A 20,988-nucleotide genomic window follows, 5' to 3' on the forward strand; every position below is an offset into this window, starting at 1 on the left:
ATAATTATGGTTGGGGCTTCGGCGCCGGAGGCAATGCCTTTCTGCCGGCTTCCTCCAACGGCTTATCCGCCGGCGCAAGGACGGGAGACGGAGCCCCTTGCGGGTTAGCCACGGCTTGGCCGCTTGGATCACGCGCCACCGGCATTTGATCCTGAACGCCGGGTAAAGCGGAGTCTTGCGCGTATTTCAATAAATCGTCAAGCGGAAGACTTAAAACCGGCTGCCGAAAATCAAAATGCACCGAGTGTCCAGCATTTGGCTGAACCGCGGCGGCGGTGATCTCCTCCGCCGGCCTCGCAGCGGTATGCCACTGCATATAAAGCGCCAGCGACACCAGCGCGACCACGGCAATGATCAAAATCGTCAAGGGGTCGGTACTTTCCCTGGGTTTATTCAATTCCGGAAAGTGCGCCATGATTCTGGACGGAATACCGTGCGACTCCCGGTAGACCGCATCGATCCTGTCGTCCGTCAGTGCTTTGCCGTGCCTTTGCGAGGTCGTCAGCGAGGCGATGTACTGGACAAATTCGCGGCATTCCTTGGGGCCTAGCGGCCTGGCTTCGACGACGTAGCAATTTTCGATGGCCGGATCCGAGGCGTTTTTGATATGCCATTGATCGTGTGTCAAGACCAGAAGCAGGTGCAATTCCGGATGATCTTCGACGAACTGAATAAACCGCGTCAAAAGACCCGGAGCCACTTCGCCCGCATCATCGATGACCAGAACGACCTCCTTGTGAGCATCCTGCGCATGACCCTGCCGGGTATGTTTAACCGACGCTTCAGGCCTGTGCTGCCTTAATAGGGAGCCCAGGCTGTCCTGGACCGCCTCAAAGGTGATCTCGCTCTGACCATTCACCATGCACCAGCGCCACCGATCCTTTAGGCGCTGCTGTAAAACCTCCAGCAAGGCGGTTTTGCCGACACCTTCCGGCCCGCACAGCACGATGGCCTGATGCGTATTGGCAAGCAAATGCTGCAATAGATCGAGGCTCTGGCTTCTCTCCGGGGTGATCAGAAAGCGGGACGCAACCGCCTTGTTCTCGACCCGCACCGTTTTGACTTGATAGGTGTCACTATCAATCTCGACCATAAGTATTCAGCGTCAATTCCAGAAGGGAGCGGTCCACATAAATCGGCAATGTCGCCTTGCCGATCTTTTCCAGCAAAATCAAGCGAATTTTCCCGTCCAAATTCTTTTTATCGACGGCCATCAGTTCAAGAAAGCGCTCGGCATCCAAAGCCGCGGGAGGATTTACCGGCAAACCGGCGCGCCGGAGCAACGCGATAATTCTCTCCACATCCTGCCGACTCAGCCAGCCTTTACGCAGCGACAGATCGGCCGCCTGACACATGCCGATCGCCACCGCCTCGCCATGCAGGTAGACACCGTAGCCGGCGCCGGTTTCTATCGCATGACCAAAGGTATGACCGAGATTCAAAGTCGCCCTGACGCCGCTCTCGGTTTCGTCTTCGGCCACAATTTCGGCCTTGTTCCGGCACGACTGTTCGATCGCATAAGCCAGCGCCTGTTTATCGCGGGCGCGCAACGCATCGATATGACTCTCCAGCCAGACAAAAAAACCGGCATCCCGAATCAGGCCGTATTTTATCACCTCCGCAAGACCCGCGGCCAATTGCCGGTCATCGAGGGTATCCAGCACATCGGTATCGGCCAGCACGCATTGCGGCTGATAAAAAGCGCCGATCATGTTTTTGCCGAGCGGATGATTGACGCCGGTTTTGCCGCCGACCGAGGAATCGACCTGTGCCAGCAAGGTGGTCGGGATTTGCAGAAATGCGATGCCGCGCTGATAGCAGGCCGCCGCGAAGCCGCCCATATCGCCGATCACACCGCCGCCGAGTGCGATCAAGGTGGCGTTGCGGCTAAATTTGGCGGCCAGCAGTTTGTCGAAAATCCGGCTGAGATGCTCCAATGTCTTGAACTGCTCGCCGTCCGGCAAAATCACCGTTTCGACTTGATAAGGCTGCAAATTTTGCAACACCTGATCCAGATACAGCGGCGCAACCGTTTCATTGGTTACGATCAAAACTTGCTTGGATTTGATATGGCCGGCGTATAAATCCGCCCGCTTCAAAAGCTGTGAGCCGATATAAATCGGATAGCCGCGGTCTCCCAACTCGACGTGTAATTGTTTCATTCTTTCTCGGAATTTAGGGTTCTGTAGTGTTCCAAAATGCGATTGACCACCGCCTTGCTCTGCATCACGCCGGTATCGACTTTAAAGTCCGCGCAAGCCAGGTAGAGCGGTTCGCGCTCGGCATAGAGACTTTCCAGACGCGCGCGGGGATTGTCGGTTCTGAGCAACGGGCGGGAAGTGTCTTTGCGCGTCCTTTCCAAAATCCGTCCGACCGAACACTTCAGATACACGACGAAACCGTTTTCTTTCAATAAGCGGCGGTTTTCTTCGCGCAGGATCGCGCCGCCGCCAGTCGCCAGCACGATGCCCTGCATCTGGGTCAGCTGCTTGATCATCTTCTGCTCGCGGTCCCGAAAGCCTTCCTCGCCTTCGAACTCGAAAATGGTCGGAATATTGACCCCGGTCGCCTCCTCGATCGCCTTGTCGCTATCGTAGAATGGCAACTTCAGCGCTTTTGCCAACTGCCGTCCGATCGTGGTTTTGCCCGCACCCATCAGGCCGATTAAATAGATGTTTTCAGATCGCATGACATGTCGCCGCGGTATTCATTTTGCCTGTTAAAAAAACATGCCATTATGCCTGCTTTTTTTTGGCAAGATCAATTGCCGAATTCAAATTTGTGCAAAAACGGCCGGTTCAGGTGAGAAACTCCATAGAGGAGCTCCTCTGAAAAATACCCTTTGCCGATCGCATAAAAAAGGGGGCTTAACGCCCCCCTCATTTCTTTATTTTGCGCAAAGGCTAATGATCATTGACGGAGAGCAGTTCCTTGACGATTTTCGGCGTCACAAAGACCAACAGCTCGCGCTTGTCCTCGGACTTGTTCGTCTTCTTGAATAAGAAACCGATAGCCGGCAGATCGGCAAAGAAAGGCACCTTATTCACCGTGTTTCCGGTTGTATCCTTATAGATTCCACCCAGCACCACGGTCTCGCCATCGTTTACCAAAACATTGGTTTTAACGCTATTGGTTTCAACGGTTGGACCTGCGCCTTTGGTGAGCTCCGGACCTGGATCATCCCGCTTTATTTCCAAATCCATGACGATGCTTCCGCTCGGGGTAATTTGCGGCGTCACGTCGAGCGACAGCAAGGCATCGATGAATTGAATATTGGTGCCGCCATTGCCGCTTTGCGTTGCAAAAGGAATCGACGTACCCTGCGTAATCGTCGCCTGGCAACGATCGGTCGTCATCACGCGCGGATTGGAAAGAAGTTGGCCGCGGCCCTGATCTTGCAACGCCGACAGTTCCAGATTGAGTACATAATCTGCGGCTCTAGCCAAGGTCATGCCCAAAGTCCCATAAGGATTACTCGCGGCAAGATCGACCAAAGTCGACGTGATATCAGTGGTACTGCCATCGGCAGAGAGTTCCGAACGAGTACCCTCGCCTCCTAAGCCAAAAGTTTTGCCGTGTCCGACGTCCGCTATCTTGGCCACGCCAAATCTGACGCCCAATTCCCTGGCGAAAGTATCGGAGGCAATGACGATTCGAGATTCAATCATGACTTGTTTAACAGGTACATCCAATCGGCGTATCAGCTTTTTTATGTCTTCAAGCCGCTTAGTGGTTTCCCTTACGATCAAGGTATTGGTTCGCGAATCGACAACGACCGTACCGCGCGGGGTGAGCATATTTAATTTTGCGCCTTGATTCTGCTGCGATGCTGGACCGCTTAAAGCCCCGCCAGGACCCATAGCGCCCAATCCCATGTTACTGAATTGCTGCTGCGACTTTTGATTGTTTGCCTGACTCGAAACCGAAGATTGCGCACTTTTTGACGATCCACACCCATTCATAACGCCGCTATCAAAGCCATACAGCAGATTTCTGAAATTTTCAGCCCTCGCATAGTTGATCTTCAAATACTCGGTCGCCAGGGGATCGAGCTGTTCGATAACGACTTCTTTTTCTTTTTGCTTCTCTTTGTAGTCCTTGATCTTGCCGACCGGCGCAACCAGGGTGACGTTGCCGGTTTCGTATTTTTCCAAGCCTTTGGTCATCATGATGAAGTCCAATGCTTCGTCCCACGGCACATCGTCCAGTTTGACGGTGACGGTCCCGGTCACATCATCGCCAGCCACCACATTCTGTCCGGTAAATTCGGCAAGCACCGCGATCACGCTGCGGATATCGATATCCTGAAAATTCAGCGACAGTCTATCACCGGTGTATTTGTTACGTTGATTATCAATCGCCTCTTTCTCTGCACTGGTCAGCGGCCGAAACTCGACGGTCAACAAGCCTTCCGACTGAAACAATGAATAATCGTACAGGGTATTTTGCAGCGCCACGCTGACCGTGGTTTCCTTGGTCGTGGAAGCTGCGTCGATATATTTGACCGGAGTCGCGAATTCGGATACATCCATGCGCTTGGTCAAATGGCTCGGCAATTGAGTATTCATGAAACTGATGATGACATTGCCCCCTTCCTCGCGTGTATTCACCACCGTATTCGGATTCGCCAGAGAAACCAGGATCCGCCCTTCGCCCTTGTCGCCGCGTTTAAAATCAAAGCCGGTGATGGCTTGCTGCGGAATCAATTGACCGGCGACAGAAGGCCTTGTTGCCACAGGCTCGGCAACGGCGGAAGGAGCCGCATTGGCATGTCTCGCATTGGTCAGCGTCAATAAGACTTTCCTGCCCTCCGTTTTCGTATCAAACGCTACCGATTCGGTCAAATTGAGCACCACGCGCACTCTATCGGCCGCTTCCGCCACATAAAGACTGTTAACCACGCCTTGATTGATCGGATAAGTTTTTTGCGGCAGACCGTTTTTTACGCCCGAAAAGTCCAGCGCAATCCGTGCGGGGTTGTCGGTTTTAAACACCTTCGGCGCAATGGCGGGGCCGCTCATTTCCAACTGGATCTGTAATTTGTCTCCCGCCTGCGTCGCGACATCCATTTGAGTAATGGCCAGTTCGTCGGCTTTGACGGACAAAATCTGCGCTATGAAAAAAATCAGGCACGCACTGAAAATTCTGACCGTCTTCATCAATAAGCCGCTTTGTTTATTAATCATCTTTATCCCCTCAAAATCATTCGGCCAAAGCCAATGATGCTTGTTGTTCGCGCCATGATCCCGGTTTATCGGAAATCAATTCCATCAATTCTATTTTGTCGCTGAGAATCCGAATCACTTTCCCATAATTCTTGCCCAAATAATTTCCGACTTTCACACGATAAACCGTACTGTCGCCCGCCTTGACCAATCCCCATAGACCGGTCTTCGCATTGACCGTCCCTACCATTCTCAAACTATCCAATGAAAAGGCTTCCAGCTCTTCCTTAGGGCGCGTCAAGTCCGGTTTGATGCCGGTGCCGGCTTCCGCTGCCGAGTCTGAAGCCTCGGCGGTTTGCTCCAGAGGAACAAACGGATCTCTGAGTCCATCCGGGTTAAAGATAAAAGGCTCCACGACCTTGATTTCCGGCAGGGGCTCGATCGTGCCTTTGGGTTTGGCTTTTTCGGCCGCGATAAAGGCATTTAAATCGGATAAATCGTCATTTGCGCAGCCGCTCAGTAAAGCGATACTGCCTGCACAACATATCGGCATCCATAAGGTTTTACTCAGCAACAATGATCGTCTTGAAGATTTCATCACTTGGCCTCTTTTCTTTTCTTCTTGTCAGCGGCGCCCGATGCGGGCTTGCCCGCTTCTTCCTTGTAGGTTTTAACGACCGCATTCATCAGCATCACCCCCCCCTTGGTATTATCCAGAGGCGAAATCGCCACATTGTGTACCGTCACGATTCTGGGCAGCGAGGCCAAACCGCTCACAAATAAGCCTAGCTCCTCGTAGCGGCCAATCACTTGAATGTCGATCGGCAATTCCGAATAAAAATCTTTCGCAACTGGGGACGCCGGCTTGAATAAACGGAACTCCAGACCGCTCGCCAACCCCGTTTGTGAAATATCGACCAGGAGACTGGCGACTTCTTCCTCGGTAGGCATCTGCTTGAGCATTTCGCCCAGCGATCCCTGAATCTGCTCCAGCTGCTTCACATATTCCGGAAGATTGACCGCTTTCCGTTGCTTGTTTGCAAAGGAGGTTTTCAATTCGGCTTCCTTATTTTCCAAGCGCTGAAGCTCGTCCAACTGGTCCATCGTATCGTAATAATAACCGCCCCCCGCCACCAACACACACAAGACCAGAATCACGGCAACTTTTATGGGCTGCGGCCAGGTTCCCGATGCTTCGAATTCCCAGTTAATTTCGGAAAGATTCATAATGGTTTCTCCGCATTCTTGCTACCCTGACTGGCATTGAGAGTAAAATCACTGAGCTTATCCACACCCTTTTTCTCCTGAGACTGGATCACGACCACCTTGGGAGACTTTAGCCAATTCGAGGCATCAATGGAGCGCATGAACGCCGACACGCGCGCATTGGATTCGGTTTTGCCGATAAACGTTAAGGCGGCGCCCGTTTGCGTCAATTGGGTCAGATAGACGCCATCCGGCGTGGTTTTGGGAACTTCATCGAAAAGGTGCACAATTTCGGGCCGGCTTTCCTGCAGTTTTTGAATCACATCGATCTTGGCCAGCAGCTTCGTCTTGGTGTCCTCGATGTCGCGAATTTTAGCGATTTGCACGTCCAATTGCCGGATCTCTGCTTCCAAAAGCTGATTACGCTGGGTTTGATAATCTTTCAGTCCGTCGATATAGAGATGCACAGCGACCAAGGCGCCGATGGTGGCTAACACCGATGCCCCTATCGCAATAACGAATTCTTGTTGTTTTTGTTTGCGCAGTTCTTCGCGCCAGGGGAGTAAATTAATTCTTGCCATTAGTCGAAACTCCTCAAAGCCAGGCCGCATGCGATCATCATCGCAGGCGCGTCGTTACTCAATCCCTGGGGCCTTACCCGGTTCGACAGCGACATGTTCACGAACGGATTGGCGATATAAGCCGGCACACCGAGACTTTGTTCAACCAATTTGTCCACGCCGGTAATCGAGGCACATCCCCCCGCAAGAATGATGCTGTCTATGCCGCGGTTGGCGCTGGACGATACGAAAAACTGCAACGACCGGGCAATTTGCTGCACCATCGCCTTTTTAAAGGGCTCCAGCACGTCAACCGCATAGCTGTCCGGCAATCCCCCCTGTTTTTTCGCCAATCCCGCTTCTTCATAGGAAAGGCCGTAGCGGCGTTGAATTTCCTCGGTGAGTTGCTTGCCGCCGAAAGCCTGTTCACGGGTATATACCGTGCGTCCATCCTGCAAGACATTGAGCGCCACGACCGAAGCCCCGATGTCCGCGATCGCGACCGTTTTCCCTTTCACCGACTCCTCAAACTGATCGGCAAGCAAGGCAAACGCATTTTCAATTGCGAAAGCTTCCACATCGACAATCTTTGCCTTCAGGCCAGCCTGATTTAAGGCGCCGACGCGATCATCGACATTTTCTTTTCTCGATGCCGCCAGCAGCACGTCGACCAATTCGGGATTGCTTTCATTGACTCTTTGCACTTCGAAATCGAAATTAACGTCATCCAGCGAATACGGCACATACTGATCGGCTTCCATCATGATCTGCTCCTCCATTTCCGCATCGGACAATGAAGCCGGCATCGTGATGATTTTAGTCATCACAGAGGCACCGGAAACCGCCACCGCCGCTTGTTTCAGCTTGGTTCCGGACTGTTTGATCGCCGCCTTAATCGCAGCGGAGATAACATCCGCATTGGCGATATTTTTATCGACGATCGCGTCTTTCGGCAAAGGGGTCACCGCATAGCTCTCAACCCGGTAACGCGAGCCCGATTTGCTCAGTTCCAGCAACTTTATCGCCGCCGTACTGATATCGATGCCAAGAACCGCACTCTGTTTCTGATTAAACCAGTTCATGACATGTCCTTAAAAATTAGATCATTAACTTCACTCATATAGCGAAATGCCCGTATACATTGAATTCAACAACCCTAAGGGAACTTTTGGGGATCCCTCATGGCCCTATTTCCTGGGAAAGTATAGTTGCGATTTTTAAATTGACCGGGAAAACGCCTGATTTTCTGGGTTGAGGGCAACTACGTGTCTTATCCTGCCGCAAGACACGCTATTGTTGTGGAGATCGACTGTATTTTCTGGGGGATGTATCACACTGTCGATAACGCTAACCGCCGTATTCACGCCTAATCGAAACGAAGATAAGGAAAATGGCGATCATGGATTCACGGGCTCATTGTATGCGTTCAGGTTTGATTTGAACTTAAATACAATGCCTAGCGTTCGAATTCATTTCCGGTGAGTCTTTTTCGTCTTGTCGACCCGAGATTTCGTAGGGCGATGCCGCAAACGGGATTCGAACGTTGAAATCAGGCGATAAGGAGGCGTCAATAGCCCGTTGGCTACCTGATGAAGAAAGGGATTTCCACAGGCTCTTCAGCCCGGAAAAATGATCGTGATGATGCATCCCCATGACTTCGGACACACCGAAAGAACGGCGCTAATGGGAGACAAAGCAGGGAGAAGCTCGCCCCGAACGGGGAGCCTAATGTCGGATGAAAAGCGTGGAAGTAGAAAAAATGATCGAGGAAGAAACCTTACCCGCAATGAGCACGGCGGTCTCTCCCTGTCAGATTTGAACGGCTAAAAACCGTACGAGAAAATCTATGCTGAGGCGGCGTAGTGACGTCAAAATCAACGATACGCCTAAAAGCAAGGGTTTAAAAGTCAAAAACCCGCGGTGCAATTTTTATTGCAAAAATTGCCAAAGCCGCCACCCTGCTTATTTGCCGTACTTTTTACGGAACTTATCTACACGGCCTGCGGTGTCAACGACGCGTTGCTTGCCGGTGTAAAAAGGATGGCATGAAGAGCACACTTCGATCAACAGGTCTTTGGAAAGAACGGAACCCGTAACGAACGTGTTGCCGCAGCCGCAAGTCACTGTAATTTGTTTATAATTTGGATGAGTTTCTGGTTTCATAACGCTTCACATTACCCGCGAGGGCCATATACCGGTTAAAAAGCAGACTATGATAAGGCTTCTATAGCCATTTATCAACCTGATTTTAATGCTTTATGGGCTCTGCGTAGCCGCTACCATGCGCCGCTCGCGGCTGATCAGCAACAGGACCAGCGAAATCGCCGGCAGTCCGACCACGGAAGCGTAGATAAAAAACACATAATAACCGTAATGATCGACGACGAGCCCCGCAAAACCGCCCAAAAACTGCGCCGGCAAGGTCATCAGGGAACTGAACAAGGCATATTGGGTAGCGGTATAAGCCTTGCTGGTCAAACTGGAAAGATAGGCGATGAAAACCGAGGTGGCGAGCCCGCCGCTCAAGTTGTCCGCGCTGATCACCCCCGCCAGCAAAATCTTGCTGGGCGCGCTCAATGCCAGCACCGCGAACAGCAAATTGGTCGCAACGACCATCACCGAACCCAACAATAACGGCCGCATCAGGCCATACCTGACCACCAAGGCACCCCCCAAGGCCGCGCCGGCAATCGTCATGAAAAAACCGAAAATCTTGCTGATTTCGGCAATGTCTTTCTTGCTGAACCCCAGATCGAGATAGAACGGATTGGCCATCACCCCCATCGTGATGTCGCTCATCTTGTAGAGCGCGATCAACAACAGAATAATCAGGCCGGTTCTGCCGTTGCGGCTAAAAAACTCGACGAAAGGACTCAATACCGCATCGGTGAAGCCGGCCAACATTCGTTGCCAAAGCGAATCCCGCCCGGACACACCCAGGGCGGATTGCAGCCGGCTTTCGACATGGCGCGCCGTTTCGGCCGGCCGATGTTCGGGCTCACGCAAACACAACGTCGTCAACATGCCGACCGACATGGCCGCCGCCATCACCGAATAGGCCGTTTTCCAGCTTGAATATTCGGCGATATAAAACGCGCCCGCGCCGGCCACCAGCAAGGCGATCCGGTAACCCAGCACATACGCCGCCGCCATCGCGCCCTGATAACGCGCATCGGCCGTTTCGATACGAAACGCATCGATCACGACATCCTGGGTGGCCGAACAAAACGCAACGCCAACCGCCAAAACGGCGCAGAGCTGCAATTGCGAGTGCGAATCCAGACCGGCCATGGCGGACAGCCCCAGCGCAATCCCGAGCTGAGCAAGCAGCATCCAGCTCCGCCGCTTGCCCAGAAGCCGAGTCAAAATCGGTATTGGCAGCCGGTCGATCACCGGCGCCCAAAAGACCTTGATCGAATAGATCACGCCGACCCAGCTGAAGAAGCCGATCACGGTGAGTTCGACTCCCTCATCCCGGAGCCAGGCCGACAGGGTCGAAAATACCAAAAGAAAAGGCAAGCCAGCGGAGAAACCGAGAAAAATCATGCTGACTACACGCGGCTGCAGATAGATTGCAAAAGCGGTGCGCCAACTTTTTTCGGTCGTCACGAGACTTTACCAGGAAAGACGCGCCGCACTCGAGGTGCGGCGCAAGGAGATGTTAGCCATTGATCAGATAATGTACGACGATACTGCCGACATAACCGGCCGCAATCGCGGGCGTCCATTTCAAATGACTGAAGAAGGTGTATTTATGGTTCGACTGCCCCATCAACGCGACACCTGCCGCAGAGCCTACCGACAGCAATGAACCGCCGACGCCGGCCGTCAAGGTGACCAGCAGCCATTGATACAGACTCATGTCCAGGTTCATGTTCAATACCGCGAACATCACCGGAATGTTGTCGACGATGGCCGAAATCAAACCGACCAGGATGTTCGCGGTCGTTTGACCCAGACCGTCATACATCGCCCCTGACAAGAGTTCCAGATAACCAATGTAACCCAAACCGCCGACCGCAAACACGACACCGAAGAAGAACAGCAGCGTATCCCATTCGGCATGACGCACCTTGTTGAAAATGTCGAAACTTTCTTCGCCTTCGACGGTAAATTTCTTTTTGATCCGGTAGCCATACAGCATCAGTACCGACAAACCGGCCATCATGCCCATGAACGGCGGCAAATGCAGAACCTGCTTGAAGCTGACTGCGGTCGCAATGGTCAACAGGAACATTACGCAAATCTGGATTGCACCCGGCTTCAATTGCACGGCCTCTTCTTCGGATGCTTGCGGCTGCTCGTCCGGCACCGCAAAATACATCACCGCGGCTGGAACGCCGTAGTTGATCGCCGAAGGAATGAACAGCTTGAAGAAGTCGAAAAACTCCGCATAGCCCGCCTGCCAAACCATCAAGGTGGTAATATCGCCGAACGGACAGAATGCACCGCCCGCATTCGCGGCGACCACCAGGTTCACGAAACCGATGCTGACGAATTTCGGGTTATCCGCGCCGACCGCCATCACCACAGCGCCGACCAACAAGGCGGCGGTCAGGTTATCGGCAACCGCGGACAGGAAGAACGTAATGACACCGGTGATCAAAAACAGTTTACGGTAACCGAACTGCCGTCTGACCAGCCAGGAACGCAGCGCCTCGAACACGTTACGCTCGGCCATCGAATTGATGTAGGTCATCGCGACCAAGAGGAACAGCATCAACTCGGCATATTCTTTCAAGTTGTATTCAAACGCTTCGTGCATCGCATCGACCGACACACCGGCTTGCGACGCCAAGATGGCCGCATGCGACCAGATGATCGCGGCCGCCAAAATGACCGGCTTGGATTTACGCAAATGCGTAAACTCTTCGGCCATCACAAAGCCATAGGCAATCAAAAAGATCAGCACGCAATAAATGCCGCGCTCGGTCCCGGTCAGCCCAAGGCTTTCAATACCGCCGGCCATCGCGAACTCTGGCACCAGCAGCGTCATCAACAAAACAAAAAGAAACCTCACAAAACCCCTCCCATTGATGATTTTTATTATCGAAAAATTAAATGATTAAAGCCGTCTTCAACCCGATATACTATCACTTCGGAATAACCTTTGTCATTTTATGACGCAACGTATATGATTAGTGGTCAAAATTCTGCGCTAAACCAGCAACCACTAATCACCTTATGTACCAGTACAACGAACAAGATCAGACCCTTGTCGAAGAAAGGGCCGCGCAATACCGGCGGCAAACCGAAGATTTTCTGAAAGGCGAGCTGACCGAGGACCAATTCCGCGCCTTGCGCCTGCGCAACGGACTCTATATCCAGACCCATGCGCCGATGCTCCGGATTGCGGTGCCCTACGGCCTCTTAAACTCGAAACAACTGCGCAAACTGGCGCACATCGCCCGCGAATACGACAAAGGCTACTGCCATTTCACGACCCGGCAAAACGTCCAGTTCAACTGGCCGGAACTCGAACGCGTGCCGGACATCCTGGACGAACTGGCCAGCGTGCAAATGCATTCGATCCAGACCAGCGGCAACTGCATGCGCAATACCACATCGGACCATCTGGCCGGCGTCGCGGTCGACGAACTCGAAGACCCGCGCCCGTACTGCGAAATCATCCGCCAATGGACGACCCTGCATCCCGAATTCGACTATCTGCCGCGCAAGTTCAAGATCGCGGTCAGCGGCGCAAAGCAGGACCGCGCGGCGACGCAATTGCACGACATCGGTGTGCACTTGGTCAAGAATGACCAGGGTGAAACCGGCTTTAGAATCCTGGTCGGCGGCGGCCTCGGCCGCACCCCGGTCATCGGCCAGGTGATTCGTCCGTTCCTGGAAAGACAGCACCTCTTATCCTATCTCGAAGCGATACTGCGGATTTACAATCTGTTCGGGCGCCGCGACAACAAATACAAGGCGCGCATCAAGATCCTGGTCAAGGAAACCGGTCTCGAAAAGTTTAGCGAAATGGTCGAGGCGGAATGGCGGCAGATCAAGGACGGCAGGGAGCTCAGCGATGAACGAATCGCCGAGATTAAGTCGCATTTCACGCCGCCGGCTTACGATACCGATGCTGCCCAGGACCAAAGCCTAACCGCGCAGTTATCGGCCAATCCCGCATTCGCCACCTGGTACAAATACAATACCGCCGCGCACCGCGTGCCGGGCTACCGCGCCGCGTTCATTTCCCTGAAAGCGCCCGATTCGCCGCCCGGCGACATGACCGATACGCAATTGGATGCGGTCGCCGACCTGGCCGATCGCTACAGTTTCGGCGAGATTCGCAGCACGCACCGGCAAAACCTGATCTTGGCCGACGCCAAGCAGGCCGACCTGTTTAGCCTGTGGCAGGCGCTGACGGACTTAAAGCTGGCGACGCCGAACATCGGCACGGTCACCGACATCATCTGCTGCCCCGGCCTGGATTTCTGCTCGCTGGCGAATGCCGGATCGATCGGCGTCGCGAAAGAAATCAACGAGGCACTCGACGATCTCGACTATGTGCACGACATCGGCGACGTGAAGATCAATATGTCCGGCTGCATGAACGGCTGCGCGCACCAAAGCGTCGGCCATATCGGCATCCTCGGTGTCGACAAGAAAGGCGCCGAATGGTATCAGATCACCCTGGGCGGCTCTTCCGAGAACGAAGCGGCGATCGGCGAACGCCTGGGCCCTGCGGTAGCCCGCGACGAAGTCACGCAGGCGATCACGACGATTCTGGATGTTTATGTCAAACAACGGCAGGAAGAAGAATCATTTTTGGACATGGTAAAACGTGTTGGCATTACCCCTTTCAAAGAACGAGTCTATGCAGATCATTAAAGACAAAGCCATTACCGAGGACACCTTTACAACGCTGGCCGATGACGCCGAATTGACTGGCGGCGACATCAGCGTCTCGCTCGCGCGCTGGAAGCGCGACCGCGAATCGTTGCTTGCGCACCCCGGCAAAGTCGGTGTGCGCCTCCAGGCGAGCGATGCGGCGGCCGATCTTGCCGAAGACCTGAAGCACATCGACCTGATCGAACTCGACTTCGCCGAATTCGCGGATGGACGCCTGTTTTCGCACGCCTGGCTGCTTCGTGGCCGCTATCATTATCAAGGCGAGATTCGGGCGACCGGCCATTATCTGATGGATCAGATTTTTTATCTGTCGAGGGTCGGCGTCAATGCGTTTAAGCCCGCCAAAGCCGAGCAACTGGCGACGATCCTCGCGAATTTGGACGATTTTTCGGTCAAATATCAACCCTCGATCGTTTAAATCCGCATCCTCTGCAACAAAAAAGCCTTGCCCGGCATGACTACCGGGCAAGGCTTTTTTATGTCTAACGAAAAAAATCTGATCATCCACCAGGACAGACACCGCCGCCCTGCTGAAAGCTCGCGGCAAAACCTCGGCTTTGCCGCGAGACATGCAATCCGATCAGTGTTTCATGATCGCCAGGCCTTTCAACAGGGACAACGCTTCAAATACCGGATAATCGCTGACTTCCAGTTTTTGCTCCTTCTCCTTGTCGGTCTGCTTTTCCTCGCCGGTTTTCAGCGGTTCCACCTTCTTCTTGCCGTTTTCCAGATGGTGCGACAAGTCGGCTTCCTTGACCGGCGTAAAGTCCGACTTTTCGACCGATTCGAGCTTGACCGGAGCCAGCGCAATGTCGGGCTCGATGCCCTCCGCCTGGATCGATCTGCCGGAAGGCGTATAGTAACGCGCGGTCGTCAGCTTGACCGCCGCACCGTTACTGGTCGGCAATATCGTCTGCACCGAGCCCTTGCCGAAGGATTTCTCGCCCATGATCACCGCGCGTTTTTGATCCTGCAGCGCGCCGGCGACAATCTCGGAGGCGGATGCAGAACCCGCATTGATCAGCACGACCATCGGCGCGCCATTCAATAAGTCATCGCCCGCCGCCGTGAAACGCATTTCGGAGTTTTCGATCCGTCCTTTCGTATAAACGATCAGGCCGCTTTTCAGGAAGGCGTCGCTGACTTCGACCGCCGCATTCAAGACACCGCCGGGGTTGTTCCGAAGATCGAGCACCAGGCCTTTCAGAGCGCCCGCATTGTCTTTTTTCAATTGCGCCAGACTTTCGAGCAGACTTTCGCCGGTGCCGGATTGGAAACTGCTGATCCGGACATAACCGTAGCCTTTTTCCAGCAGCTTGTTTTTCACGCTCTTGACCTTGATGATGTCGCGGGTCAGGGTGAATTTGAGCGGCGCTTCCTCGCCTTCCCTAACCACGGTCAGTTCGATCTTGCTGCCCGGTTCGCCGCGCATCGTCTTGACCGCCTCGACCAGACTCATGCCCTTGACCGGCTTGTCGTCGAGCCGGATGATCAGGTCGCCGGTTTTCAGCCCGGCCCGTTGCGCCGGCGTATCGTCGATCGGCGATACGACCTTGATGAAGCCGTTTTCCATCGTGACTTCGATGCCGAGACCGCCAAACTGGCCGGTCGTGCCTTCTTTCAATTCCTGGTATTCCTCGGGCACCAGATAGGCCGAATGCGGATCGAGTCCGCTCAGCATGCCGCGCACCGCGTCCTCCAACAGCTTTTTGTCCGACACCGGCTCCACATAATCGCGTTTGATCCGCCCGAAAATTTCGGTGAATGTCCGAAGCTCTTCAAAAGGCAAAGCCTCCGTTTCATTCTCGGTGTTGGGCTTGTTCAGTTCGGCCAGCACACTGCCACCGATGCTGATGAATATCCCCAACATGATCCCTAAGGACAAGATAAAAAATGTCTTTTTTTTCTGCATGCGCATTGCTACCCCAAATGCTCGATTCCTAAATATGTTTCCATTGTCTGGCTAACTTTTTTCATGGCTTATCCCGGATACCATGCCAAAGGGTCAACCGGTTTTCCATTCTTGCGAATGCCAAAATATAAACCCGACTGCGACCGCCCGCCGCTTTGCCCCGCGCCGGCGATCACGTCGCCCGCCTCGACCCAGTCATCGACCTTCTTATAGAGGCTCTGATTGAATCCGTAAAGGGTCATGAAGCCGTTTCCGTGATCGAGGATCATCAATAACCCGTAACCGGACAGCCATTGCGAATAAACGACCCTGCCGCGGGTCACCGCGCGCACGTCCGCACCTTCCGGCGCCTCGATCAGGATGCCGTCCCATAGGCTCTGCCTCCCTTGGGAAGCCGACTTTCCAGAAACCGGCCAGGGCAATTGTCCCTTGAGGCGCTCAAAATCGACCTTGACCGCGGCCTGCGTCTGCGGTTGAGACCGCTCATCCGCCCCCAGAGTTTCCGCCTCCTGATCATCAACCGGTTGATTCTCCCATTTCGCCTGCGCGTCAATCAGGGACTTCAGTTCATTCTCGCTTTCTTTCAGTCGATTGAGTTGCTGCTCGCCGGACGAATAGTCCTGCTCGATTTCGGCGAGCAGTTTGTTTCTTTCATCACGCAGCAGTTCGAGCGCGCTTTGCTCGAGGCGGTTCTTATCGACATCGCGCTGCATCAGCATCGCCTCTTCCCGCTGCCGGCTTTCCAGTTCGGCGAGCCCGGCGACCGACTTTTGCATGACCGCCAGCTTCTTCAGCCGCTGCCTGCGCAAATAATCATGATAGACCACCATCCGGCCCGCCTTCGCCAGATCCTGATGATTCAGAATCAGCTTCAATTTTCCGCTCCGGCCCATCACGAAATCGGCGCGCAGCTGCGCCGCCAGCGCCTTGTGATGCAAGGCGATCTCATCCTTTTGCAACATAATGTCCTGGTGGATCAGCTTCATCTGGCGGCGATTTTGCGCGATGTCATCCTGCAACCTTTTCAATGCCGCCGCGCTTTCTCCATAGCGGTTCTCGATATCGGCGAGCTGATCCGCCACCGCTTCCTTTTGCAGCAGCATCGCCTGAATTTTTTTCTTGACCACGGCGATGCCGGATTGAACCACGCCCAAGTCGCCCTTGAGCGTGACCTCTTCGGCAGCGCATTCCTTCGCCAGCACCCCCAAAACGATGCAGGTTACAATCCTTGCCCGCATCTCTCGTTTAGTGGGCGGCCAGCAAGGATCTACCCGTCATTTCCACTGGCGGCGGAATGTCCATGGCGCGGTATTCCTTTTCGAGCGAGTCCCCGAAGCCGTCAAGAATTAACAAAACTAAGGGCTTTGGCCGAGTCAACATCTTTAAAATTTCTCCAGTCACAAACACAAAAATCGAGATTCGCGCCGCTATCGACCCGGTAGGCTGCACAGAGGCAGGATTGTTTCAAATCCATTACCCTCTAAAGGTGAAACTAATGTATCATAGTGCCGCTTACTAGGCTTTCATGCGTAAGGTTTACGCAAAACAAAGGCTACAAAGTGTCCATTATATTAATACACGTTGGCAATTCTTGTGTAAAAATAATTCATTGCAGCCGCCTTTTTTTCTAATAGCAACAAGAACCTTCTGAAGGTCGGATTTATGGATACGCATAACAAACACACGGCATACGACGACAACGATATCAATCGGGCCGCACGATGTATCAAGGCAATGTCGCATCCTTTGCGGCTAAAGATATTGTGCGTCTTGGGCACCAATTCGGTCAGCGTGCAGGACATCGTCGACCAGGTCGGCACCTCGCAAAGCAACATCTCGCAGCATCTGGCAATCCTACGTGAAAAAAACATTCTGGGCTCCAAAAAAGAAGCCAACCGGGTCTACTACTACATCGACGACAACCGGACGCTGCAACTGATCAACATGATGCGTGAAGTCTTCTGCACGCGACACTGATTCACCCGTTTACCTTTCATTTGTTTCAACTCATCACCCATCCATGCAACGTCTTTTTGAATTTATCTTTAATCACTACGTTTATTCGCTCGCCCTGGCGGTCGTCACCTATCTGTTGATTCAGGAATTTTTCGATACCGCTTTCAAAAAATTCAAACCGATCACGCCGATGCTCGCGGTCGCGAAGATGAACGAAAGCGACATCGACATTATCGATGTACGCGAACCGACGGAATACGTGGAAGGCCACATTGAAAACGCAATCAGTGCGCCACTCGGCAAACTGAGCGAGCAATTGCCCAAACTCACCCGCGACAAAAAAGCGCCGATTCTGGTCGTCTGCCAAAACGGCGCCCGCTCCCTGAGCGCCGCCAAAACCCTGGCCAAGGCAGGCTACGAGCAAATTTTCGTGATCACCGGCGGTATGGACGCCTGGACCGAAGACTACAAGCTGCCGATAGCCACCCGCCGCAAGCAAAAAGCGCAAGCCTAGGCAAATTGCTCCGGCCTTAAAAGCGCCGCTCCGACTCCCGACAAAAATGCGAGTTACGGGCAAGCCGTCAGCCGCATTTTTGAACGGGATCTTTTAACGCTGCCGCCATCTAGGCGGCGCATAATCATCAATACCCATCCACCATTCATTAAAAGCTATCATGGCAGAAGAACAACAAAACGTCGAAAAACAATTCGCAATTCAAAAAATTTACACCAAAGACCTGTCTTTTGAGACCCCGAACTCGCCGAAAATCTTCATGGAGAAGTGGGAACCGGTTGTCGATTTCAACCTGAGCACTCGCGTCGAGACGATCGATGCCAACCTGTACGAGATCGTGCTGACCACGACGATCACGGTCAAAATCGCAAGCGCCACCGCCTATCTGGTCGAAGTGAACCAGGCCGGCATCTTTACGATCGCCGGTTTTACCGAGCAGGAATTGGGGCCGATGGTCGGCAGCTTCTGCCCGAACGTGCTGTTTCCTTATGCCCGCGAAGTGGTGTCCGACCTGGTCGCCAAAGGCGGCTTTCCACAGCTCTTATTGGCCCCGGTCAATTTTGACGCCTTGTACGCACAACACTTACAACAGGTGCAAAACCCGGCTCCCGCCAAGGAAAGCCTGAACTAAGCGATGACGGCAAGAAAAATCGGCATTCTGGGCGCCGGCTCCTGGGGAACCGCGCTGGCGATCCAGGCGGCAAGAACCGGCTGCGACGTTCTGCTCTGGGGACATCATCCACAGCACATGGATGTGCTCGCCGGCGATCGGGAAAACAAACGCTACCTGCCCGGCGCCGCGTTTCCGGCCAATTTGTCGGTCACGGCCGACCTACGGGAAGCCAGTCGCTTCTCCGATCTGTTATTGATCGCGGTGCCGAGCCACGCGTTTAAGGCGACGCTGGAGCAATTAAAGCCGTTTGCGGCGGACAACATCAAGATCGCCTGGGCAACCAAGGGCTTCAACCCGGATAACGGTTCTTTGCTGCACGAACTGGTGACATCGCTGTTCTCGGCAGAAACTCCTGTCGCCGTGTTGTCGGGTCCGACTTTCGCGCATGAAGTCGCGGCCGAATTGCCGACCGCGATTACGATCGCCTCCCCCCAGGATAATTTCTCAAATGAGTTGACTCATCTCTTTCACAGCAACCGCTTCCGGACTTATACCAGTACCGACATCATCGGCGTGGAAGTCGGCGGCGCGGTCAAAAACGTGATGGCGATCGCGGCGGGCATCGCTGACGGGCTCGGCTTCGGCGCCAACACCCGGGCGGCACTGATTACGCGCGGACTGACCGAGATCATCCGGCTTGGATTGCGTCTCGGCGGTCATCAGGAAACCTTCATGGGCCTGGCAGGCCTCGGCGATCTGATCCTGACCTGCACCGACAACCAGTCCAGAAACCGGCGTCTCGGAATCGCGCTCGGACGCGGGCAAGCTTTGGAACCCGCGATGCGCGAGATAGGCCAGGAAGTCGAAGGCGTGCTTGCCGCCAAGGAGACTTACCTGCTCGCCCAAAAGCACGGCATCGACATGCCGATTACCGAGCAGGCTTTTAAGGTGTTATATGAAGACTTATCCCCGATCGCCGCGGTGCAGAACCTGTTATCGCGCGAATTGAAAAGCGAATCGACTGGGCAATAGAGAGACCACGCATCACGCCGGCTCCCAAAAGCCGGCGTTTTTTCTACCGTATTCAGGAGCCGTGATAATAGCCGCCCGGAGAGCCAGAGCCAGAGCCAGAGCCAGCGCCACCGGCTTCTCTCGGCATCGCTGCCGGCTGTTCCTGCTCCAACGACGGCAACCTTTCATAAATCGGCGTCGGTTCGCCGTCCAGCACATGCAAGGCCTGATTCAGGGCTTTTTGGTCGAAGTCGGGCATCTCCTCCTGCGTGGCCTTCCTGATCAAATCGAGCGCGAACGCATAGCGCTGATCCTGACTCATTTCCTCGCCTTCGAGATCCGGATGCGCCTCGATGTACAAGGTATTATCGAGCCAACCGACCTTGATCGGCTGTTTGACGATATAGACCGGCGTGCCGACCTCGGCATGCCTGTATAAGGCCTCAATATCTTCAGGATACATCCGCACACAACCGTGCGTAATCTGCATGCCGATGCCATAAATCTTGTCGATGTCGGTGCCGTGAATCCGGTAGTCGCCCGGCAAATTCAGATACAACGCATAGGCGCCGAGCGGATTGTGCGGACCGGGCGGCACGACTTCGGGCAGCGGATCGCCCATCGCGGCGTGTTCACGGCGGATCGACTCGGGCGGATGCCAGCTCGGGTCCTTCACCTTTTTGATGATCTTGGTTTTACCGAGCGGCGTCTTCCAGTCCTGCCGGCCGATGCCGTGCGCAAACGACATCACCTGCCGTCCTCCTGGCGGATAATAATACATCCGGTATTCCGACAGATTCAGCGTGATGCCTTCGTGCGGCGTATCCGGCAGAATGCGCCGGTTGGCCAGGCGAACGAGTTCCCCTTTTTTGACATGCCAGCGATCGACTTTTTGATTCAGGCGGACGATTTCCATCTGCCCCATGCGGTAACGCAATGCGACGTCCAGCAAGGTCTCATCCTGTTCCGCATGGACAGCCGCTTCAGGCTGAACGTATTCTTGCACGACCGTATCGCCATTAGCCGACAGATCGTACGTTGTTGCAAACGCCGAAGCAGACGTCAGCAAACCCCAAGTCAATAAAGCATTAAGAGCTCGAATTCTCATTACATTAATTCGCGAAAAATAAAAAATTTATCGATTTTATGACTACAAATGAGATTTTAGTCAAAACAGATAGTTCAGTCAGAAT

The 20,988-nt window shown here is 53.8% G+C and carries 20 protein-coding genes; 6 read left to right on the forward strand and 14 right to left on the reverse strand.

Annotated features, from left to right (window positions below; translation table 11 throughout):
* Positions 1-4: 4 nt before the first annotated feature.
* The 11 genes from ACEPPP_RS02830 to nhaD all read right to left on the reverse strand — a co-directional run bounded on the left by ACEPPP_RS02830 (position 5) and on the right by nhaD (position 11,900).
* Positions 5-1,093 (reverse strand): AAA family ATPase, encoded by a 1,089-nt coding sequence (locus tag ACEPPP_RS02830; protein ID WP_374089548.1) that lies wholly within the window; start codon positions 1,091-1,093, stop codon positions 5-7.
* A complete protein-coding gene (aroB, locus tag ACEPPP_RS02835) occupies positions 1,080-2,162 on the reverse strand; it encodes a 3-dehydroquinate synthase (protein WP_374089549.1) in 1,083 nt (360 codons plus the stop codon). Before aroB ends, ACEPPP_RS02830 begins: the two co-directional genes overlap by 14 nt.
* Positions 2,159-2,689 carry a shikimate kinase AroK gene (aroK, locus tag ACEPPP_RS02840; protein WP_374089550.1) on the reverse strand — a complete coding sequence of 177 codons (531 nt, stop codon included), beginning with the start codon at positions 2,687-2,689 and terminating at the stop codon, positions 2,159-2,161. The genes aroB and aroK overlap by 4 nt, the downstream gene beginning before the upstream one ends.
* A gap of 214 nt (positions 2,690-2,903) precedes the next feature.
* Positions 2,904-5,186, reverse strand: a complete 2,283-nt coding sequence (gene pilQ, locus ACEPPP_RS02845) for a type IV pilus secretin PilQ (protein WP_374089551.1) — start codon at positions 5,184-5,186, stop codon at positions 2,904-2,906.
* 16 nt (positions 5,187-5,202) lie between these two features.
* The gene (locus ACEPPP_RS02850; protein ID WP_374090869.1) at positions 5,203-5,718 is read right to left on the reverse strand and encodes a pilus assembly protein PilP; all 516 of its coding nucleotides are present in this window, start codon (positions 5,716-5,718) and stop codon (positions 5,203-5,205) included.
* A 44-nt stretch (positions 5,719-5,762) separates the two neighbouring features.
* Complete coding sequence (locus ACEPPP_RS02855) at positions 5,763-6,392, reverse strand: type 4a pilus biogenesis protein PilO (RefSeq protein ID WP_374089552.1); 630 nt, start codon at positions 6,390-6,392, stop codon at positions 5,763-5,765.
* Positions 6,389-6,952 carry a PilN domain-containing protein gene (locus tag ACEPPP_RS02860; protein ID WP_374089553.1) on the reverse strand — a complete coding sequence of 188 codons (564 nt, stop codon included), beginning with the start codon at positions 6,950-6,952 and terminating at the stop codon, positions 6,389-6,391. The genes ACEPPP_RS02855 and ACEPPP_RS02860 overlap by 4 nt, the downstream gene beginning before the upstream one ends.
* Positions 6,952-8,013, reverse strand: a complete 1,062-nt coding sequence (locus ACEPPP_RS02865) for a pilus assembly protein PilM (protein WP_374089554.1) — start codon at positions 8,011-8,013, stop codon at positions 6,952-6,954. The genes ACEPPP_RS02860 and ACEPPP_RS02865 overlap by 1 nt, the downstream gene beginning before the upstream one ends.
* Positions 8,014-8,893: 880 nt before the next feature.
* Entirely contained in the window at positions 8,894-9,094 is a 201-nt protein-coding gene (gene rpmE / locus ACEPPP_RS02870) for a 50S ribosomal protein L31 (RefSeq protein ID WP_374089555.1), read from the reverse strand.
* A 93-nt stretch (positions 9,095-9,187) separates the two neighbouring features.
* Positions 9,188-10,540, reverse strand: coding sequence for an MFS transporter (locus ACEPPP_RS02875; protein ID WP_374089556.1), 1,353 nt, complete (start codon positions 10,538-10,540; stop codon positions 9,188-9,190).
* 52 nt (positions 10,541-10,592) lie between these two features.
* Entirely contained in the window at positions 10,593-11,900 is a 1,308-nt protein-coding gene (gene nhaD / locus ACEPPP_RS02880; RefSeq protein ID WP_374090870.1) for a sodium:proton antiporter NhaD, read from the reverse strand.
* A gap of 215 nt (positions 11,901-12,115) precedes the next feature.
* On the opposite strand from nhaD, the gene ACEPPP_RS02885 reads away from it, so the two are divergent.
* Positions 12,116-13,768 (forward strand): nitrite/sulfite reductase, encoded by a 1,653-nt coding sequence (locus ACEPPP_RS02885; RefSeq protein WP_374089557.1) that lies wholly within the window; start codon positions 12,116-12,118, stop codon positions 13,766-13,768.
* Positions 13,755-14,207: a DUF934 domain-containing protein gene (locus tag ACEPPP_RS02890; protein ID WP_374089558.1), complete on the forward strand. Its 453-nt coding sequence runs from the start codon at positions 13,755-13,757 to the stop codon at positions 14,205-14,207. The genes ACEPPP_RS02885 and ACEPPP_RS02890 overlap by 14 nt, the downstream gene beginning before the upstream one ends.
* A gap of 162 nt (positions 14,208-14,369) precedes the next feature.
* Here ACEPPP_RS02890 and ACEPPP_RS02895 read toward each other — a convergent pair whose 3' ends face one another.
* Together ACEPPP_RS02895 and ACEPPP_RS02900 are read right to left on the reverse strand one after the other, a co-directional pair.
* Positions 14,370-15,701, reverse strand: a complete 1,332-nt coding sequence (locus ACEPPP_RS02895; protein WP_374089559.1) for a S41 family peptidase — start codon at positions 15,699-15,701, stop codon at positions 14,370-14,372.
* Between the two features lie 68 nt (positions 15,702-15,769).
* Positions 15,770-16,939, reverse strand: coding sequence for a murein hydrolase activator EnvC (locus ACEPPP_RS02900; protein ID WP_374089560.1), 1,170 nt, complete (start codon positions 16,937-16,939; stop codon positions 15,770-15,772).
* A gap of 424 nt (positions 16,940-17,363) precedes the next feature.
* On the opposite strand from ACEPPP_RS02900, the gene ACEPPP_RS02905 reads away from it, so the two are divergent.
* From ACEPPP_RS02905 to ACEPPP_RS02920, 4 genes are all read left to right on the forward strand, one after another.
* A complete protein-coding gene (locus ACEPPP_RS02905) occupies positions 17,364-17,678 on the forward strand; it encodes an ArsR/SmtB family transcription factor (RefSeq protein WP_374089561.1) in 315 nt (104 codons plus the stop codon).
* A gap of 43 nt (positions 17,679-17,721) precedes the next feature.
* Positions 17,722-18,171 (forward strand): rhodanese-like domain-containing protein, encoded by a 450-nt coding sequence (locus ACEPPP_RS02910; protein WP_374089562.1) that lies wholly within the window; start codon positions 17,722-17,724, stop codon positions 18,169-18,171.
* A 160-nt stretch (positions 18,172-18,331) separates the two neighbouring features.
* Complete coding sequence (secB, locus tag ACEPPP_RS02915) at positions 18,332-18,802, forward strand: protein-export chaperone SecB (RefSeq protein ID WP_374089563.1); 471 nt, start codon at positions 18,332-18,334, stop codon at positions 18,800-18,802.
* 3 nt (positions 18,803-18,805) lie between these two features.
* Positions 18,806-19,816 carry an NAD(P)H-dependent glycerol-3-phosphate dehydrogenase gene (locus ACEPPP_RS02920; RefSeq protein ID WP_374089564.1) on the forward strand — a complete coding sequence of 337 codons (1,011 nt, stop codon included), beginning with the start codon at positions 18,806-18,808 and terminating at the stop codon, positions 19,814-19,816.
* 52 nt (positions 19,817-19,868) lie between these two features.
* Here ACEPPP_RS02920 and ACEPPP_RS02925 read toward each other — a convergent pair whose 3' ends face one another.
* Complete coding sequence (locus tag ACEPPP_RS02925) at positions 19,869-20,903, reverse strand: L,D-transpeptidase family protein (RefSeq protein WP_374089565.1); 1,035 nt, start codon at positions 20,901-20,903, stop codon at positions 19,869-19,871.
* Positions 20,904-20,988 lie beyond the last annotated feature (85 nt).

It is taken from the genome of Methylomicrobium lacus (genome assembly GCF_041897535.1).
Taxonomy (GTDB): domain Bacteria; phylum Pseudomonadota; class Gammaproteobacteria; order Methylococcales; family Methylomonadaceae; genus Methylomicrobium; species Methylomicrobium lacus_A.

Bases quoted from the DNA above. Each gene is read 5' to 3' on its own strand.
- ACEPPP_RS02895 (WP_374089559.1), bottom strand. From the start codon at position 15,701: ATGCAGAAAAAAAAGACATTTTTTATCTTGTCCTTAGGGATCATGTTG.
- ACEPPP_RS02920 (WP_374089564.1), top strand. From the start codon at position 18,806: ATGACGGCAAGAAAAATCGGCATTCTGGGCGCCGGCTCCTGGGGAACC.
- ACEPPP_RS02890 (WP_374089558.1), top strand. From the start codon at position 13,755: ATGCAGATCATTAAAGACAAAGCCATTACCGAGGACACCTTTACAACG.
- ACEPPP_RS02925 (WP_374089565.1), bottom strand. From the start codon at position 20,903: ATGAGAATTCGAGCTCTTAATGCTTTATTGACTTGGGGTTTGCTGACG.
- ACEPPP_RS02885 (WP_374089557.1), top strand. From the start codon at position 12,116: ATGTACCAGTACAACGAACAAGATCAGACCCTTGTCGAAGAAAGGGCC.
- rpmE (WP_374089555.1), bottom strand. From the start codon at position 9,094: ATGAAACCAGAAACTCATCCAAATTATAAACAAATTACAGTGACTTGC.
- ACEPPP_RS02910 (WP_374089562.1), top strand. From the start codon at position 17,722: ATGCAACGTCTTTTTGAATTTATCTTTAATCACTACGTTTATTCGCTC.
- ACEPPP_RS02850 (WP_374090869.1), bottom strand. From the start codon at position 5,718: ATGCCGATATGTTGTGCAGGCAGTATCGCTTTACTGAGCGGCTGCGCA.
- aroB (WP_374089549.1), bottom strand. From the start codon at position 2,162: ATGAAACAATTACACGTCGAGTTGGGAGACCGCGGCTATCCGATTTAT.
- nhaD (WP_374090870.1), bottom strand. From the start codon at position 11,900: ATGGCCGGCGGTATTGAAAGCCTTGGGCTGACCGGGACCGAGCGCGGC.
- pilQ (WP_374089551.1), bottom strand. From the start codon at position 5,186: ATGATTAATAAACAAAGCGGCTTATTGATGAAGACGGTCAGAATTTTC.
- ACEPPP_RS02855 (WP_374089552.1), bottom strand. From the start codon at position 6,392: ATGAATCTTTCCGAAATTAACTGGGAATTCGAAGCATCGGGAACCTGG.
- ACEPPP_RS02905 (WP_374089561.1), top strand. From the start codon at position 17,364: ATGGATACGCATAACAAACACACGGCATACGACGACAACGATATCAAT.
- ACEPPP_RS02865 (WP_374089554.1), bottom strand. From the start codon at position 8,013: ATGAACTGGTTTAATCAGAAACAGAGTGCGGTTCTTGGCATCGATATC.
- ACEPPP_RS02830 (WP_374089548.1), bottom strand. From the start codon at position 1,093: ATGGTCGAGATTGATAGTGACACCTATCAAGTCAAAACGGTGCGGGTC.
- ACEPPP_RS02860 (WP_374089553.1), bottom strand. From the start codon at position 6,952: ATGGCAAGAATTAATTTACTCCCCTGGCGCGAAGAACTGCGCAAACAA.
- ACEPPP_RS02900 (WP_374089560.1), bottom strand. From the start codon at position 16,939: ATGCGGGCAAGGATTGTAACCTGCATCGTTTTGGGGGTGCTGGCGAAG.
- secB (WP_374089563.1), top strand. From the start codon at position 18,332: ATGGCAGAAGAACAACAAAACGTCGAAAAACAATTCGCAATTCAAAAA.
- aroK (WP_374089550.1), bottom strand. From the start codon at position 2,689: ATGCGATCTGAAAACATCTATTTAATCGGCCTGATGGGTGCGGGCAAA.